General features: G+C 56.4%; 17 protein-coding genes. 7 read left to right on the top strand and 10 right to left on the bottom strand.

Translation table 11 applies throughout. The features are described 5' to 3' along the window. Positions 1 to 13: 13 nt before the first annotated feature. Positions 14 to 796, top strand: coding sequence for a 3'-5' ssDNA/RNA exonuclease TatD (tatD, locus tag AM329_RS16995; protein ID WP_032608224.1), 783 nt, complete (start codon positions 14 to 16; stop codon positions 794 to 796). Here the strand turns inward: tatD and rfaH are convergent. Then, positions 793 to 1,284: a transcription/translation regulatory transformer protein RfaH gene (gene rfaH / locus AM329_RS16990; protein WP_003860779.1), complete on the bottom strand. Its 492-nt coding sequence runs from the start codon at positions 1,282 to 1,284 to the stop codon at positions 793 to 795. The two genes, tatD and rfaH, sit on opposite strands and share 4 nt — an antisense overlap. A gap of 169 nt (positions 1,285 to 1,453) precedes the next feature. Here rfaH and ubiD point away from each other — a divergent pair, with 169 nt between their 5' ends. The 3 genes from ubiD to AM329_RS16975 all read left to right on the top strand — a co-directional run bounded on the left by ubiD (position 1,454) and on the right by AM329_RS16975 (position 5,527). Beyond that, positions 1,454 to 2,950: a 4-hydroxy-3-polyprenylbenzoate decarboxylase gene (gene ubiD, locus AM329_RS16985; RefSeq protein WP_032608225.1), complete on the top strand. Its 1,497-nt coding sequence runs from the start codon at positions 1,454 to 1,456 to the stop codon at positions 2,948 to 2,950. A gap of 39 nt (positions 2,951 to 2,989) precedes the next feature. Continuing rightward, positions 2,990 to 3,691, top strand: coding sequence for an NAD(P)H-flavin reductase (gene fre / locus AM329_RS16980; protein WP_003860778.1), 702 nt, complete (start codon positions 2,990 to 2,992; stop codon positions 3,689 to 3,691). Positions 3,692 to 3,907: 216 nt separating this feature from the next. Then, a complete protein-coding gene (locus AM329_RS16975) occupies positions 3,908 to 5,527 on the top strand; it encodes an ABC-F family ATP-binding cassette domain-containing protein (RefSeq protein ID WP_032608226.1) in 1,620 nt (539 codons plus the stop codon). 38 nt (positions 5,528 to 5,565) lie between these two features. Here the strand turns inward: AM329_RS16975 and AM329_RS16970 are convergent, their stop codons facing one another. Further along, the gene (locus tag AM329_RS16970) at positions 5,566 to 5,853 is read right to left on the bottom strand and encodes an HTH-type transcriptional regulator (RefSeq protein ID WP_003860776.1); all 288 of its coding nucleotides are present in this window, start codon (positions 5,851 to 5,853) and stop codon (positions 5,566 to 5,568) included. Positions 5,854 to 6,183: 330 nt separating this feature from the next. On the opposite strand from AM329_RS16970, the gene AM329_RS16960 reads away from it, so the two are divergent. After that, positions 6,184 to 6,894 carry a DUF3053 domain-containing protein gene (locus AM329_RS16960; RefSeq protein WP_017383576.1) on the top strand — a complete coding sequence of 237 codons (711 nt, stop codon included), beginning with the start codon at positions 6,184 to 6,186 and terminating at the stop codon, positions 6,892 to 6,894. A gap of 243 nt (positions 6,895 to 7,137) precedes the next feature. After that, the gene (gene cspA / locus AM329_RS16955; protein WP_003860775.1) at positions 7,138 to 7,350 is read left to right on the top strand and encodes an RNA chaperone/antiterminator CspA; all 213 of its coding nucleotides are present in this window, start codon (positions 7,138 to 7,140) and stop codon (positions 7,348 to 7,350) included. Positions 7,351 to 7,408: 58 nt separating this feature from the next. Here the strand turns inward: cspA and ghrB are convergent, their stop codons facing one another. From ghrB to AM329_RS16925, 6 genes are all read right to left on the bottom strand, one after another. After that, on the bottom strand, positions 7,409 to 8,383 hold the full coding sequence (gene ghrB / locus AM329_RS16950; protein WP_023315194.1) for a glyoxylate/hydroxypyruvate reductase GhrB: 975 nt from the start codon (positions 8,381 to 8,383) through the stop codon (positions 7,409 to 7,411). A 27-nt stretch (positions 8,384 to 8,410) separates the two neighbouring features. Continuing rightward, a complete protein-coding gene (locus AM329_RS16945) occupies positions 8,411 to 9,691 on the bottom strand; it encodes an MFS transporter (RefSeq protein ID WP_017694735.1) in 1,281 nt (426 codons plus the stop codon). Between the two features lie 117 nt (positions 9,692 to 9,808). After that, positions 9,809 to 10,747 carry a sugar kinase gene (locus AM329_RS16940; protein WP_022650188.1) on the bottom strand — a complete coding sequence of 313 codons (939 nt, stop codon included), beginning with the start codon at positions 10,745 to 10,747 and terminating at the stop codon, positions 9,809 to 9,811. A 3-nt stretch (positions 10,748 to 10,750) separates the two neighbouring features. Beyond that, positions 10,751 to 11,500, bottom strand: coding sequence for a sugar phosphate isomerase/epimerase (locus tag AM329_RS16935; RefSeq protein ID WP_032608229.1), 750 nt, complete (start codon positions 11,498 to 11,500; stop codon positions 10,751 to 10,753). Between the two features lie 102 nt (positions 11,501 to 11,602). Further along, positions 11,603 to 12,619: a LacI family DNA-binding transcriptional regulator gene (locus AM329_RS16930; RefSeq protein ID WP_015569988.1), complete on the bottom strand. Its 1,017-nt coding sequence runs from the start codon at positions 12,617 to 12,619 to the stop codon at positions 11,603 to 11,605. A 157-nt stretch (positions 12,620 to 12,776) separates the two neighbouring features. Next, positions 12,777 to 13,439, bottom strand: a complete 663-nt coding sequence (locus AM329_RS16925; protein WP_022650190.1) for an OmpA family lipoprotein — start codon at positions 13,437 to 13,439, stop codon at positions 12,777 to 12,779. A gap of 122 nt (positions 13,440 to 13,561) precedes the next feature. On the opposite strand from AM329_RS16925, the gene AM329_RS16920 reads away from it, so the two are divergent. After that, positions 13,562 to 15,931, top strand: a complete 2,370-nt coding sequence (locus AM329_RS16920; protein ID WP_071886160.1) for a molybdopterin guanine dinucleotide-containing S/N-oxide reductase — start codon at positions 13,562 to 13,564, stop codon at positions 15,929 to 15,931. On the opposite strand, the gene AM329_RS16915 is transcribed toward AM329_RS16920, so the two are convergent. Further along, positions 15,900 to 16,340 (bottom strand): N-acetyltransferase, encoded by a 441-nt coding sequence (locus tag AM329_RS16915; RefSeq protein WP_022650192.1) that lies wholly within the window; start codon positions 16,338 to 16,340, stop codon positions 15,900 to 15,902. The genes AM329_RS16920 and AM329_RS16915 overlap by 32 nt on opposite strands. Continuing rightward, positions 16,318 to 16,899 carry a DNA-3-methyladenine glycosylase I gene (gene tag, locus AM329_RS16910; RefSeq protein WP_022650193.1) on the bottom strand — a complete coding sequence of 194 codons (582 nt, stop codon included), beginning with the start codon at positions 16,897 to 16,899 and terminating at the stop codon, positions 16,318 to 16,320. The genes AM329_RS16915 and tag overlap by 23 nt, the downstream gene beginning before the upstream one ends. Between the last annotated feature and the right edge of the window lie 158 nt (positions 16,900 to 17,057).

Genomic DNA, 17,057 nt, shown 5'->3' with positions numbered 1-17,057 from the left:
TATGGGGATACGTATGTTTGATATCGGGCTTAACCTCACTAGCTCCCAGTTTGCGAAAGACCACGATGAGGTGGTGGCGCGCGCCTTTGCCGCCGGCGTGGGTGGGCTGCTACTGACGGGAACGAATCTGCATGAGAGTGAGCAGGCACGGCAGATGGCGCAACGCTATCAACACTGCTGGTCCACCGCAGGCGTGCATCCTCATGACAGCAGCCAGTGGACGCATGAAAGCGCTGAGGCGCTTCATCGTCTGGCACAAACGCCAGAAGTGGTTGCCATTGGCGAATGCGGGCTTGATTTCAACCGTAACTTCTCGACGCCTGAAGAGCAGGAGAAGGCATTTACCGCCCAGCTCGCGCTGGCAGCAGAGCTGGAGATGCCGGTGTTTATGCACTGTCGCGATGCGCATGAACGTTTTATGGCGCTACTGGAACCCTGGCTGGAGAAACTGCCGGGCGCGGTGTTGCACTGCTTTACGGGCTCCCGTCAGGAAGCGCTGGATTGCCTGAACCGCGGGCTTTATTTGGGTATCACGGGCTGGGTCTGCGATGAGCGTCGTGGGCTGGAACTGCGTGAGCTGTTACCCGTTATCCCGGCCGATCGTTTGCTGCTGGAAACGGATGCGCCGTATCTGTTGCCCCGGGATATGCAGCCCAAACCGCCATCACGACGTAATGAACCGGCCTACCTGGGGCATATTGCTGAGCGAGTGGCGCACTGGCTGGGAGAAGATGTGCAGTGGCTGGCAGCACAAACCGATGATAACGTGCGTCGTCTGTTCGGCGTGCAGTTCTAAACTTTGCGGAAATCGGTGTTTTTCACGCTCTGCAACACCTCTTTGTTCAGCAGGTTGAGCAGCAGCATGGAGCGCGCTTCACCGTCCGGCTCAGCGAAGATGGCCTGTAAGCCTTCAAAGGCGCCTTCGGTGATCACCACGCTGTCGCCGGCATAAGGGGTTTCCGGATCGGTAATATCTTCAGGCTGCTGGTAGACAGAAAGCTGATGAATAACCGATGACGGTACTCTTGCCGGATGGGCGCCAAAACGCACAAAATGGCTGACGCCGCGCGTGGCGCTGATCGTCGTGGTGTGGATCACTTCGGGGTCGAATTCGACGAACAGGTAATTCGGGAACAGAGGCTCACTGACGGTCGTGCGTCTTCCACGCTGCATTTTTTCAAGCGTGATCACGGGTGTCAGGCAGTTAACAGACTGACGTTCAAGATGTTCCTGCGCGCGCTGAAGTTGCCCGCGTTTGCAATACAGTAAATACCAGGCCTGCATAATCACTCTTCCCATTGTTCGGGGCGCAAGCATACCAAAACCCTGGCGGGATCGCTAAGGTGATTATAATGGCGAAAAAGAGAGTAAGTCGTGGAAGTTCACGCTAATTTAACAAAATTACAGCATCACGCGGTCTTACGCCGTATAATGAAGCGCTTACAGAGAGGCCATGATTAACTGCATGAAATACCACGATCTACGCGACTTCCTGGCGCTGCTGGAAAAGCAGGGCGAACTCAAACGCATTACGCTTCCTGTTGATCCGTATCTGGAAATGACAGAAATCGCTGACCGCACCCTGCGCGCGGGCGGCCCGGCGTTGCTGTTTGAAAACCCAAAAGGCTACACCATGCCGGTGCTGTGCAACCTGTTTGGCACACCTCGCCGCGTGGCGCTGGGGATGGGGCAGGAAGATGTCACGGCGTTACGTGAAGTGGGCAAACTGCTGGCCTTTCTGAAAGAGCCGGAGCCGCCAAAAGGGTTCCGCGACCTGTTCGACAAACTGCCGCAGTTTAAGCAGGTGTTGAATATGCCCACCAAACGCCTGCGCGGTGCGCCGTGCCAGCAAAAAGTGCTGGAAGGCGATGCGGTGGATCTGACCAATATTCCCATCATGCAGTGCTGGCCTGAAGATGCCGCACCGCTGATCACCTGGGGCCTCACCGTGACGCGTGGGCCGCATAAAGAGCGTCAAAACCTCGGCATTTACCGCCAGCAGCTGATTGGCAAAAACAAGCTCATCATGCGCTGGTTGTCCCATCGCGGCGGGGCGCTGGATTTCCAGGAGTGGTGCGCGGCCCATCCGGGCGAACGCTTCCCGGTTTCCGTCGCGCTGGGTGCCGATCCGGCAACCATCCTGGGCGCGGTGACGCCTGTTCCTGATACGCTGTCTGAATATGCCTTTGCAGGGCTGCTGCGCGGCACCAAAACCGAAGTGGTGAAGTGCATCTCCAATGACCTGGAAGTACCGGCCAGCGCAGAGATTGTGCTGGAAGGTTACATTGAACAGGGCGAGCTGGCACCCGAAGGGCCGTACGGCGACCACACCGGCTATTACAACGAAGTGGATAACTTTCCGGTGTTCACCGTCACCCACATTACCCAGCGTGAAGATGCCATCTATCACTCCACCTATACCGGCCGTCCACCCGACGAACCGGCGGTACTGGGCGTGGCGCTGAACGAAGTGTTCGTGCCGATCCTGCAAAAGCAGTTCCCGGAAATCGTTGATTTTTATCTGCCGCCGGAAGGGTGTTCGTATCGCCTGGCGGTGGTGACGATGAAGAAGCAGTATGCCGGTCACGCTAAGCGCGTGATGATGGGCGTATGGTCTTTCCTGCGCCAGTTTATGTATACCAAGTTTGTGATTGTCTGCGATGATGACGTCAATGCCCGCGACTGGAATGACGTTATCTGGGCCATCACCACGCGTATGGATCCGGCGCGTGATACGGTGTTAGTGGAAAACACGCCGATTGATTACCTGGATTTTGCCTCGCCGGTTTCCGGACTTGGCTCAAAAATGGGACTGGATGCCACGAACAAATGGCCTGGCGAAACCGACCGTGAATGGGGTCGCCCGATCGAAAAAGATCCTGCCGTGACCGCGCGAATTGACGCGATCTGGGACGAGCTGGCCATAATGAATAACGGTAAGGCAGAATAAGACCGTTTAGCCCTATAGACTTCCCGACAGAGAGAGCGAATGACAACCTTAAGCTGTAAAGTGACGTCGGTAGATGCTATTACCGACACCGTATATCGCGTCCGTTTGGTTCCTGAAGCGGCATTCTCATTCCGTGCCGGTCAGTACCTGATGGTCGTGATGGACGAGCGTGATAAGCGTCCTTTCTCTATGGCCTCAACGCCAGCAGAGAAGGAATTTATTGAGCTGCATATTGGTGCGTCTGAGCTTAACCTGTACGCGATGGCCGTGATGGACCGCATCCTGAAAGAGCGTGAAATCGTGGTCGATATTCCTCATGGCGAGGCCTGGCTGCGTGAAGACGAAGACCGTCCGCTGATCCTGATTGCCGGTGGCACGGGCTTCTCCTATGTCCGCTCTATTCTGCTGACGGCGCTGGCGCGTAATCCAAATCGCGATATCACCATCTACTGGGGCGGCCGTGAAGAGAAGCACCTTTACGATCTGTCTGAGCTGGAGGCGCTGAGCGTAAATCATCCAAACCTGCGCATTGAGCCGGTTGTCGAGCAGCCGGAAGAGGGCTGGCGCGGGCGCAGCGGTACGGTGCTGACTGCGGTATTGCAGGATCACGGGACGCTGGCCGGGCACGATATCTACATTGCCGGTCGCTTTGAAATGGCAAAAATTGCCCGCGACCTGTTCTGCAACGAGCGTGACGCGCGGGAAGATCGTCTGTTTGGCGATGCGTTTGCGTTTATCTGATTGAGAGACCCGCTTCGGCGGGTTTTTTATGCTCGGGCAATAGCCTGGTGAAAATTTAACCTTGAAATGGGCGGCGCATTGCCGTTATTCTTGTTCCCGTTAAATTTCGCCCTCAGGAGCGCCCCCCAAAAATGAACAAACACGACTGATGAATTTCGATCCTTGCTCAACGCATCGCGTCGGCAGGGGATGTTTTGATTTCATTCAGGAGTGCTTATGGCTCATTTTGCGCAGTCCCCCTCTTTTATTTTGCATCAGGTCACCTGTCAGTTTGCGACGGGCGATATCCTTTTTGGTCCACTGAATCTTTCTCTGGATGCGTCAGTGTGCGCGCTGGTTGGCCGCAACGGCAGCGGTAAAACACGCCTTCTCCGGTTGCTGGCAGGAGTTGATGAACCCGCCAGCGGTCATATTGAACGCTTTGGTACACACGTCTACGTGGCGCAGCAGCAGGATATTTCTGCGGATACCACGCTTGCCGAACTGCTTGGTTACGACGCGATCTTTGCGGCGCGCACGCGCATCGACAGCGGTCATTATGAACCCGACGATCTCGACACGCTCGACGGTTATTGGGATCTGGCTGAACGGCTGAGCCAGGCTTTTATCGCTGCAAAACTTCCCCCTTTTGACCCGAGTAAACGCGCGGCAGAGTTGAGCGGTGGCGAGCGCATTCGTGCCTTGCTGTGCAGCGCATTCACCGCGGATGCTGACTACCTGCTGCTGGACGAACCGACCAACCACCTCGACAGGCAAGGCCGCAAGTGGTTCTACGAGCAGCTTTCCAGGTATCAGGGCGGGGTGCTGGTGGCCTCTCACGACCGTGAGTTGCTGGCCCAGGTACCGCGAATCCTTGAACTGAGCGCGTTGGGCTTGCGCAGCTACGGTGGGAATTATGCTGACTATCGAACCCAGCGTGATGCTGAACAGCTGGCTGCCCGCGCCGCGCTGGAGCATGCTGCCACCGAGCGCAAGCGTACCCGCGCCCGTATGCATAAAGAGCATGACGACAGCCTGCGGCGTTCAGCCAAAACGCTTCGCACGGTCGACAGCCTTAACATCGCCTCGTTTGAACGGGTCAAATACAAAGGGGCGGCGAAAGAGCGTATTGGTTCCTGGAAAAAACAGCATAGCGATCAAAACCATGCTTTGAACGCTGCGGTCAACCAGGCACGCGAGCGGGTTGAAGAGGATAATGCGGTGATGTTTACCCTGCCGGGCAGTGAAATCCCGGAAGGGAAACAGGTGCTGGTGCTGGAAGAACTGGTGCTTCCGCACGTGCCTGTCCCACCGATAAACTGGCGAATGGATGGCCCGATGCGCGTGGCGCTACGCGGGCCGAACGGCTGTGGAAAATCCACGCTGTTGAAAGTGATGTTGGGCGAAACCGCCCCTGTTACGGGAATCTGTAAGGTCTCTGTCAGGTGTGCTTATCTCGATCAGCATCTTTCCCGGCTGGATCTGTCGCAGTCGGTGATGACTCACCTTAGCCTGGGCAATACGCCGCTCGAAGAGGGGGCGCTGCGTACCCGTTTAGCGCAGCTTCAGCTGGGCGCAGAGAAAGTGACACTACCACTGGCCGAACTGAGTGGCGGCGAGCGCCTGAAGGCCGCGCTGGCCTGCGTATTGTGGCGTGAAGCGGCAACGCAGCTGTTGCTTCTGGATGAGCCGACCAACCATCTTGATCTGGCCTCTGTTCAGGCCATTGAAGCGGCCTTAGCCGATTACCCCGGCGCGCTGCTGGTGGTGTCGCACGATGAAGCTTTTCTGGCAGGGCTGAAGCTGACGCATGAACTGGTGTGGGAAGAGACGGGATGGCGATGTGAAAGCCTGTAAACACAAGCCCCCGCAAGGGCGGGGGCAAACAAACTTTATCAGGCTAACTGCTTGCGAAGGTCAGGGTTTGCCTGGATCAGGCGCATAAGCTTTAGCTCGGCTGGGGTAGGTTTTTCACGTTTTGACTCCCACTCCAGCACCATTGCTACGCTGACACCCATCGCTCTTGCGAATTCATCTGTTTTCAGGCCCGATCCTTTGCGTAAACGCTCAAATTCACTAAAAGGATTGGACTTTTGATTCAGGGTAACCGTCGGCGGTACATCTTTAAAAATAATCTGTTCCAGGCTGCTCAGCAGCTCAAACTCAGGGTCTTTTAATTCCATTGAGAACTCCTCATAAATCACACATCGGGATCATGAACATCAGAGAGCCTGTTAAGAATAGTCCCTAAACCAGACACAGGATCGTCACGGCTGTGATTAATTGTGCGATAACGATCGCTTTACACGTTTCAGCTATATGGATAGTTATGCTAATTACCTGATTAGTCATATGTAGGGATGCACAGGTATTTTTTTGTAAATAGTCAGTACAAAAACGGGAATACCCGTTTTGCATGAAAACTCTATCTTGCAAGGCTGACCTGGACTATCCTTGTCAGCGTTGGGCACGCGTGTGCCGGTGTGCGCTTTTTGGGTGAAAGGAGTAATAAAATGGCGACAGGAAAGTCCTGCTCTCGCTGGTTTGCGCCTATTGCGGCGTTATTGATGGTTGTTAGCCTGAGTGGGTGTTTCGATAAAGAAGGCGATCAGCGCAAAGCGTTTATCGATTTTCTACAGAATACAGTGATGCGTAGCGGCGAGCGTTTACCAACGCTGACTGCGGATCAGAAAAAACAGTTTGGTCCATTCGTGTCGGATTACGCCATTCTGTATGGCTATTCTCAGCAGGTAAGCCAGGCGATGGATTCCGGTATTCGCCCGGTAGTGGATAGCGTGAATGCCATCCGTGTTCCACAGGATTATATGACCCAGCGCGAACCGCTACGCCAGTCAAATGGCGCGCTTGGGGTACTGAGCCAGCAGCTGCAAAATGCCAAAATGCAGGCTGATGCGTCGCGTTCCGCGTTGAAGCAGGGCGAGGATCTTAAACCGGTCTATGACCAGGTGTATGAGAAAGTCGTGACCAAGCCGTCAAACGCTTTGCAACCGCTGATCCCGGCGGCGCAGGTCTTTACTCAGCAGTTGGTCCAGGTGGGTGACTTTATTAGTGAACAAGGTACGCAGGTGAGCTTTGTCTCTAACGGTATCCAGTTCCCGACCTCCCAGCAGGCGAGCCAGTATAACGCGCTGATCGGTCCGCTCGCGTCCCAGCATCAGGCCTTTAGCCAGGCCTGGAGCGCAGCGGTCGCTGCTACGGAATAAGAAAAACCCCCGCTTCGGCGGGGTTTTTTTATGCTTGATGAAAATAACGCTTGTCATTCATCTACCACATCGGTATAACTATGTTCGTCGGTTTGTTACACAGACCTAAAGCAGTTTAGTAAAGCAGTCCAGATTGTTATCCATAGATACCCTTCGTAGTGACCCTTCCTTCATCGCTTAAAAATCTGTAACGCAATCCATCAAGCCGGAAGGCACAATATATTTGTTAATAAGGTAATTTCTATGTCTGCTAAAATGACTGGTCTGGTAAAATGGTTCAACGCTGATAAAGGTTTCGGCTTCATCACTCCTGACGATGGCTCTAAAGACGTGTTCGTACACTTCTCTGCTATCCAGAACGATGGCTACAAATCTCTGGATGAAGGTCAGAAAGTTTCCTTCACCATCGAAAGCGGCGCTAAAGGCCCAGCAGCTGGTAACGTTGTAAGCCTGTAAGCTTCCAGCCCAGTAGCACTAAATTCAAAAACCCGCCTTCTGGCGGGTTTTTTCGTTTCTACTGTTGTATCTGCGGGTTAACGCAGTTCTTATCCACTTTACCGCCGAGCGCGGCAATCAGGTTATCCACGGCGGTCGCCGCCATGTTGTAGCGTGTTTCATGAGTTGCAGAGCCGATGTGAGGCAGGGCGACGACGTTCGGCATGGTCAGTAGCGGAGAATCCACCGGCAGCGGCTCTTGTTCAAACACGTCCAGACCAGCGGCGTGGATCTCACCGTTTTGCAGTGCCTCAATCAGCGCCTTCTCATCGACCACCGGACCACGACCCGCGTTGATGAAAATGGCCGATTTCTTCATCTTTTCAAACGCCGCTTTGCCGATGAGATGACGCGTTTCATCCGTCAGCGGCAGGATCAGGCAGACAAAGTCGGCTTCCCGCAACAGCGTATCAAGCTCGCAATAAAGGGCGTTGAAACGTTCTTCAGCTTCACTGTGGTGACGGCGCGCGTTATACAGAATGGGCATGTTGAAGCCAAAATGCGCGCGCTGTGCCAGCGCCAGACCGATACGGCCCATCCCAACAATCCCCAGCGTTTTGCCATGAACGTCCACGCCGAACCAGTCCGGGCCAATGCTTTTGGTCCATTCGCCCGCTTTCACGCGCTCGGCCACTTCCACTACACGACGGGCGGTGCTAAGCACCAGCGCCATCAGCGTGTCGGCGACGGTCTCCGTCAGGGCATGGGGCGTGTGCATCAGCAGGATGTTGCGCGCGTTTAGCGCATCCACGTCGAAATTGTCGTATCCCACCGAAACGGTTGAGGTAGCACGAAGCTTCGGCATTTTCTCCAGCAGCGCTGCATCCACCTTTTCGCTCGAACCCAGCAGGCCCTCGGCGCTGGCAAACGCGTCGGCGTGCTGTGCCACGGTTTCCGGGCTGAGGTTCTTTACCCGGGTAACGGTAAAGTGTTCCTCCAGGCGTTTTTGCAGATCTTCAGGCAGTGCTTTGTACAAAATGACGGACGGCTTCATGCTAATCTCCGTTGATTTTAAAAGGATTCAGGCGTGGCGTGCGCCGACGGGTAGCTGTTGATTATTAGCAGGCTTAACAATCAGAGTAAGCCATACCGAGGCAAAAAGCGCCACCCCCATAAAGATGTAAGAGGCCGACGGGCTGCCGGTGGCACCGTTAAGATAGCCCACAAACCACGAGCCAAAGAACGAACCCAGCGCACCCATACTGTTGATCAACGCCATCGCGCCCCCTGCGACGTTACGCGGCAGCATTTCCGGGATGATGGCAAAGAACGGACCATACGGGGCATACATGGCCGCACCCGCAATCACCAGCAGAGTGTACGAGACCCAGAAGTGGTTCGCGCCTACGGCCCAGGAGCCAATGAAGGCAAAAGCAGCGATCAGCAGCAGTGGCCAGACGAACAGCTTACGGTTTTGCAGCTTGTCCGATGCCCAAGAGACGATAATCATCGCGATGGTCGCAGCCAGGTAAGGCACCGATGACAGCCAGCCCACTTCCACCATGCCAAGGTTTTCACCGCCGCTGCGGATAATCGACGGCAGCCACAGCACAAAACCGTACACGCCAATACTCCAGGTAAAATACTGTGCACACAGCAGAATAACGTTCCGGGAGCGGAAGGCTTCGCCGTAGTTACGCACCGCTTTAAGCCCCTGCTGCTCTTTATCCAGCTGCGCCTGGAGTGCGGCTTTTTCGTCTTCAGAAAGCCATTTCGCCTGGGCTGGCTTATCTTTCACCAACACCCACCAGCAGAAGGCCCAGATAATCGCGGGAACCCCTTCGATGATGAACATCTCGCGCCAGCCGAAGGACTGGATCAGATAGCCGGAAACCACCGACATCCACAGCACGGTGACCGGGTTACCGAGTATCAGGAACGTATTAGCACGTGAACGCTCCGATTTTGTGAACCAGTTGCTGATGTAAATCAGCATTGCTGGCATGACGGCCGCCTCAACCACGCCGAGAATAAAGCGAATAGCCGCCAGAGCAGGAATGTTATTCACCACGCCAGTAAGCGACGCACAGGCACCCCATAAGATCAGGCAGATGAAAATGAGCTTTCGCACGCTGCGGCGTTCAGCGTAAATCGCGCCGGGGATCTGGAAGAAGAAATACCCCAGGAAGAAGAGGGCGCCCAGCAGGGACGAGACCCCTTTGGTGATCCCGAGGTCTTCGTTGATCCCGGCGGCGGATGCGAAACTGAAGTTGGCACGATCCAGGTACGCCAGGCTGTACGTGATAAACACGATTGGCATGATGTACCACCAGCGTTTTACTGCATTGGTCGAACTGTTCATAGGCTTGCCTCTGTTGTTGAGGTTGTTGCCGCCGTTGTCTGTAGGGTACACGGTGGCTTTATTATCTGGTGCGGATTGCTGCCCTCACCCTGGTCCTCTCTCACGGGGAGAGGGAATTTAGACGCCGAGCTCTGCTCGTGTTGGTAATCCTTCGCTGTCGCCCTGCACCTGAATCGCCAGCGAACCAATTTTGTTGCCTCGCGCCACGGCCTGCGACAGCGGTTTGCCCTCCAGCAGGGCGCTGATGACCCCGACGGCAAACCCATCGCCCGCGCCCACGGTATCGATCACGTTGTCGACTTTTACCGCAGCGACAGCGCCTTGCTCACCGTCGGCAGTTTTAAACCATGCGCCGTCGGCACCGGTTTTCAGCACCACGGCTTTTACCCCTCTGTTGAGGTAAAAATCAGCAATGCCTTCGGGCGTGCTTTCGCCAGTGAGGATCATTCCCTCTTTTATGCCCGGCAGAACCCAGTCCGCCTGAAACGCCAGTCGGTTGAGTTTCTCAGCCATCTCTGCTTCGCTTTTCCACAGTACCGGGCGCAGGTTCGGATCAAAGGAGATCGTTTTGCCCTGCGCTTTCATTGCCGAAGCCGCGTGATCGAGTAAATCGTACGAGCTGGCCGAGAGCGCCGCCGCCACGCCGCTCAGGTGCAGGTGGCGCGCGGAGGAGAAATACGCGGCGTGATAATCATCCACGGAGAGATGGCTTGCCGCTGAGCCTTTGCGGAAATACTCCACGATGGGATCGGTTCCATTTTCAACTTTAGATTTCAGCTGAAAGCCCGTCGGGAAGCGTCCGTCGAGCGTGACGCCTGCGGCATCAATGCCCTCTTTTTTCAGCGAGTCGAGAACGAAATGGCCAAAGCTGTCATTGCCCACGCGGCTCACCCAGCCGACATTCAGCCCCAGCCGCGCAAGGCCGGTAGCGACATTCAATTCGGCGCCTGCCACGCGTTTGATAAAGTGCTCCACTGCGCTCAGCTCGCCCGTTTCGGTGGCGACAAACATCGCCATGGCCTCGCCGATAGTGATAACGTCCAGCGTCTTGTGCATGGTTTACTCCTCGCGCAGCAGGTTGACGTAATGGCGGGTGACGGCGGTGAGATCCGTCCCTTCGAGCGGAAATTCGATACCGCGCGGCGCGTCGGCAGGCAGTTGATTAAGCAGATCCCGCCAGCGAGAATCGGTCTGATCCGGCGCGACGGCGCGGAACTGCGCCTTATGCGGGACTGCGGCCTTCACATGAATATAGCTCACGGCGGGAGCCAGCTGACGTGCAGCCTCTTCCGGGGAGTCGCCAACCCACAGCCAGTTGCCCATATCGAACGTCAGTGTGACCGGCAGCGCCATTACCCGGCAGGCGGCTTTGAAGCGCTGCATCGGCGCGAGCTGCCCGCAGTCGGTCTGGTCGTTTTCCACCACCAGCGTCATGCCGCTTTCATCCAGCAGTGCGCGCAGGGCTTCAAGCGGTTGTTTGTCGCTGAAATGACCCAGCGAGACTTTAAGCCACAGCGCGTTCAGTGCGCTGGCTTCGCTAAGGTAGCGTGGAAGATCCGGGTTGAGGGTTCCATCGGGCATAAACAGGGGGGCCGGGGCGGAGTAGCACGCCAGTAAACCCAGCAGTTCAATGGACTCGCCCAGCGCAGGCAGGGCCATTAACTCGTCGTGGCTGAAGAGCTCTCGGCGGATTTCAACGCCATCAGCCCCTGCGCCGGCAATAACGGGAAGCATTGCCCGTTGACCGCCTGCCTGTCGCACCTGATCCGCACCATACGCGGCGGTGACCACCATAATTTTCCTGCTCATTTCCTGACTCCAGAGCGTAATCGATAGTATTACGCTAGATGGAACCGGTTCCAAAGAAAAGATCGGGATGCTGAATTTATGATCGCTGTCACGAAGGGGAAATTAACGGGCAGTAGAGCCGCGAACGATCAGCTCGCCAGAAAAAACCTGCTCGCGTACGGCGTCGCGGGTGCCTTCAATGCGGCGAACCACTTGTTCAACCGCGGCATAGCCGATCTGCCAGGTGGGTTGTTTGAGGGTGGTAATGCCTACGCCAGCAAGTTCAGCCCACTCCAGTTCATCAAAGCCGAGCAAGCCGATGTCGCTGCCCCAGTGCAGGCCAATGCGTTTAAGCGAGCGGGCAACCTGAAGCGTCAGCGCCCCGTTAGCGGAGATCACCGCCTTACGCATTCCCCGATGGCGGGTATGGAACTGGCGCAGGGTATTATCCAGCTGTCCGGCTTCATGGAGGGGGATTTCAGCATTTTCGGCGATCACACCGGGATAACGCGCCAGCGTGGCGCGAAATGCAGCCAGGCGGTCGCGGCGGGTGTTAACCATACCCAGCGGTTCGCTCAGGAACAGAATGGCTTCGAAACCCTGTTCAATCAGGTGCTCGGTGGCAGTGGTGGCCGCCTGGGTGTTATCCAGCCCGACCACATCGCAGGCAAATTCCGGGATTTTGCGGTCAATAAGCACCATCGGGAGAGACGATTGTTGCAGACGATTTAGCCCCTCTTCGCGCATCCCGACGGCATTGACCACGATCCCTTCCACCTGATAGCTGCGCAGCAGATCGAGGTAATGCAACTCCTGATCAACTTCGTTATTGGTGTTACAGACCAGCGGGGTAAAGCCTTTTTCCCGGCACGCCGCTTCGATGCCGCTGAGTACGTTAACGGAGTAGGGGTTAGTGATATCGGCGATGATAAGCCCAATCAGGCGGGTGCGACCCCGCTTGAGGCCGCGCGCCATCAGGCTGGGACGGTAGTCGAGATCGGCAATGGCTTGTTCGATTCGCGCCAGCAGCGCATCGGACAGCAGGTGTTTCTCGCCGTTGAGGTAGCGTGAAATGCTGGTTTTACCGGTTTTGGCGGCTTTCGCCACGTCGCTGATGGTGGCCCGGGTTGGTTTGATCATCGCTGATTTCCCTGAATTTAGTGAGAATACCTTAGCGGGAAAATCTGGCGAATCAAGCAATTTGCCGGGTGGCGGTCTGATGCCCTCACCCCAACCCTCTCCTACAGGAGAGGGCGCAAATACTAAAACGGCAACGGGGTTGCCGTTTTGCTTTTACCTACTGCACAGGACTCAACGTAATTTCAACGCGGCGGTTCTGCGCTTTGCCTTCCGCCGTGCTGTTGCTGGCGATCGGGTTAGCCGGACCCATGCCGCTGGTGCGGATGCGGTTCGCTTCTACGCCCTGGGTGATCAGCGAGCTGGCCACGGAATCGGCGCGCTGCTGCGACAGACGCATGTTCAGATCCTGGCTGCCGGTGCTGTCGGTGTAACCAATCACGTTCACGGCAGTTTTATTGTACTCTTTCAGCACTGCGGCCACGCCGGTCAGGGTGTTCGCGCCTGCGGGTTTCAGCGTCGCGCTGCTGCTGTCAAAGGTCACGTTGTTTGGCATGTTCAGGATGATGTTGTCACCGCTGCGCGTCACGCTTACGCCCGTACCTTTCATTTTGTCACGCAGTTTTGCTTCCTGCACGTCCATGTAATAACCCACGCCGCCGCCCAGGGCTGCGCCTGCCGCTGCGCCAATCAGCGCACCTTTGCCGCGATCTTTCTTGGAGGAGGAGAGTACGCCAACGCCAGCGCCTACCAGGGAACCAATACCCGCGCCAATGCCGGATTTGCCCGCTTCGCGTTCACCGGTGTAAGGGTTGGTTGTGCAGCCTGAAACAGCCAGTGCGCCGCTCACCAGAGCGGCAATAACGAGTACGCGTTTTTTCATCTTATTTCCTTAATCCTTTTTATTCTTTGCCACGACGGACGTGGCAGTGGATTATGACGTCCGGATACGGAGAAAATTCAGTGTATAACTCTGAAATTTGTCACAAACGATAAATTGCCTCAATGAAAGGCCGAAACACCTGCACGCAACCAGGAGCGCACGCTTTGAGCACCTCAACAAAAACCATTCTGACCGCCGCCCACTGGGGGCCGATGCTGGTCGAAACCGATGGCGACACTGTGCTGTCGTCTCGCGGGGCTTTGCCTTCGCGCCATCTCAACTCTTTACAGACCGTCGTTCGCGATCAGGTACACAGCAAGACCCGCGTCCGCTGGCCGATGGTGCGTAAAGGCTTTCTGGCGTCACCGGATAAACCGCAGGGTATTCGCGGGCAGGATGAGTTCGTGCGCGTGAGCTGGGACGATGCGCTGGCGCTGATCCATACGCAGCATAAACGCATCCGCGACAGCTATGGCCCGTCGTCCATTTTTGCCGGCTCCTATGGCTGGCGCTCAAACGGCGTGCTGCATAAGGCTGCAACCCTGCTGCAACGCTATATGAGCCTGGCCGGAGGATATACCGGCCATCTGGGTGATTACTCGACCGGCGCGGCGCAGGCGATCATGCCGTATGTCGTGGGCGGGAATGAGGTTTATCAACAGCAGACCAGCTGGCCGCTGGTGCTGGAGCATACAGAGGTGGTGGTGCTGTGGAGCGCCAACCCGCTCAATACCCTGAAAATTGCCTGGAATGCGTCCGACGAGCAGGGCGTTTCCTACTTCGATGCGCTGCGCAAAAGCGGCAAGCGCATCATCTGTATCGATCCGATGCGCTCTGAAACCCTGGATTTCTTCGGCGACAGCGCCGAGTGGATCGCGCCGCATATGGGCACCGACGTGGCGATGATGCTGGGCATCGCCCACACCCTGGTGGAGAACGGCTGGCACGACACGGAATTTCTGGCGCGTTGTACCACGGGGTTCGATAAATTTGCCGACTATCTGACGGGACAAAGCGACGGTATTGCCAAAACCGCAGAGTGGGCCGCGGCGATTTGCGGCGTTAATGCCGTTAAAATCCGCGAACTGGCGGCGTTATTCCATAGCCATGTCACGATGCTCATGTCCGGCTGGGGGATGCAGCGCCAGCAGTTTGGCGAGCAAAAGCACTGGATGTTGGTGACGCTCGCCGCGATGCTTGGGCAGATTGGCACACCCGGCGGCGGTTTTGGCCTTTCCTATCACTTTGCCAACGGCGGCAACCCGACGCGTAAAGCCGCGGTGCTGGCGTCCATGCAGGGCTCGGTGCAGGGTGGCGTGGACGCTGTGGAAAAAATTCCGGTGGCACGCATTGTTGAAGCCCTGGAGAACCCCGGCGGGTTTTATCAGCACAACGGTCAGGATCGCCATTTCCCGGATATTAAGTTTATCTGGTGGGCGGGTGGGGCCAACTTCACCCATCACCAGGATACCAACCGCCTAATCCGCGCCTGGCAGAAACCGGAGCTGGTGGTGATCTCGGAGTGCTTCTGGACTGCGTCAGCGAAACATGCCGATATCGTTTTGCCTGCCACGACCTCGTTCGAGCGTAACGATCTCACCATGACGGGGGATTACAGCAACCAGCATATGGTGCCGATGAAGCGCGTCGTGGCTCCCCGGAATGAAGCGCGGGATGATTTCGACGTCTTTGCCGACCTGAGTGAAATGTGGGAAGCGGGCGGGCGGGAGCGTTTCACCGAGGGCAAAACGGATCTGCAATGGCTGGAAACATTTTACCAGATTGCCAGCCAGCGCGGGGCTGCGCAGGGCGTGTCCCTGCCGCCATTTGCTGAGTTCTGGGAGGCGAATCAACTCTTCGAAATGCCAGAAAGCGAGCAGAACGCGCGGTTTGTGCGCTTTGCTGACTTCCGTCGCGATCCGGAGAATCACCCGTTAAAAACCGAAAGCGGGAAGATTGTGATCTACAGCGAACGCATCGCCAGCTTTGGCTACGCGGACTGTCCGCCGCATCCGGCGTGGCTGGAGCCGGACGAATGGCATGGCAATGCGCAGCCGGGGCAGCTTCAGCTGCTGTCTGCCCATCCTGCCCATCGTCTGCACAGCCAGCTCAACTATTCGGCTCTGCGCGAGCAGTATGCGGTGGCGGGTCGTGAGCCGATCGCGCTGAATAGCGACGATGCAAAGGCGCGGGGGATTAACGACGGCGATCTCGTTCGGGTCTGGAACGCGCGCGGGCAGGTGCTGGCAGGCGCCGTGGTGAGTGACGGGATCCGCCCTGGCGTTTTCTGCATTCATCAGGGCGCATGGCCGGATCTGGCGCTGGACGAGGGCGGTATTTGTAAGAACGGCGCCGTAAACGTGCTGACCAAAGATCTCCCCAGCTCGAAGCTGGGGAATGGCTGCGCGGGGAATACGGCGCTGGCATGGGTGGAGAAATATGAGGGGCCGGCGCTTACCCTTACGGCGTTTGATCCGCCTGCCAGCTCATGATCCACGTCGGGTGTTGGGTATCATCCTGCCAGGCGCTGTCTTCGATGCGAAAACCCTGAGCATGATAGAAATTCACCGCCCGCACGTTTTTCTGGTACACCTCCAGGGTTAAATACGGGTAGTGCTGCTGAACGTGGTTCAGCAGCGCACGCCCAATCCCCTTTCCGATGAACGCCGGGGCGACAAACAGCGCCCCCACGAACTGGAACTGCATGACGCTGATAAAACCGCACAGGGTACCGTTTTCTTCCCAGACCCAGGTCTCGGCGGCGGGAAGGTATTCATCCCGCACTACCGCTTCATTCGCTTGCCAGTAACTTGCGTCGATAAACGGATGCGCCTCGGTGGTGCTCTCCAGCCACAGACTCAAAAGCGGCGCGGTGTTCTCACTTTGCCATTTGCGGATCATGGTGGCCCTCCGGATGGCAGAAGCAGCCCGTAATGTGGTCATTGACCAGCCCGCAGGCCTGCATAAAGGAGTAACAGATGGTGGTGCCCACAAACTTAAAGCCGCGTTTTTTCAGCGCTTTCGACAGGGCATCTGAGGCGGGGGTCGACGTTGGGATCTCTGCAAGCGTGGCGGCCTGCGTCACCTTCGGCTCGTTATCCACAAACGACCAGACAAATGCTGAAAAGGGTTCGCCATTTTGCTCCATCGCCAGATAAGCACGCGCGTTACCAATAATGGCCTGAATTTTACCGCGATGGCGGATGATACCGGTATCCAGAACCAGCTTTTGTACGTCGTCGTCGGTCATGGCGGCAACCGCAGCCGGATCGAACTGGTGGAAGGCTTTGCGATAGTTCTCACGCTTTTTCAGAACGGTGATCCACGACAGCCCGGCCTGCTGGCCTTCAAGGCAAATCATTTCAAATAGTTTTTTACCGTCGGTTTCCGGTACGCCCCATTCCTTGTCGTGATAATCGATATAAAGCTGATCCTGGCTTACCCAGCCGCAACGTTGCATAGGTCATCTCCCTTCCTGATACGGTAAACGCAAAAATTTCAATCTGCCCGGCTTGACGTGTCTGCTAAAGAGACAATAGTTAATACAGGGCTATACGCCCTAATACCTCTTCGAACAATGACATATATCGCCGAACTCGGCTCTTTCTGGAGTCGCTT

Origin of the sequence: Enterobacter cloacae complex sp. AR_0002 (assembly GCF_001922365.1) — a bacterium.
GTDB lineage: Bacteria > Pseudomonadota > Gammaproteobacteria > Enterobacterales > Enterobacteriaceae > Enterobacter > Enterobacter hormaechei_C.
Note: the sequence above shows the minus strand (reverse complement) of the source record. Positions and strands in the feature narration are given on the sequence as shown.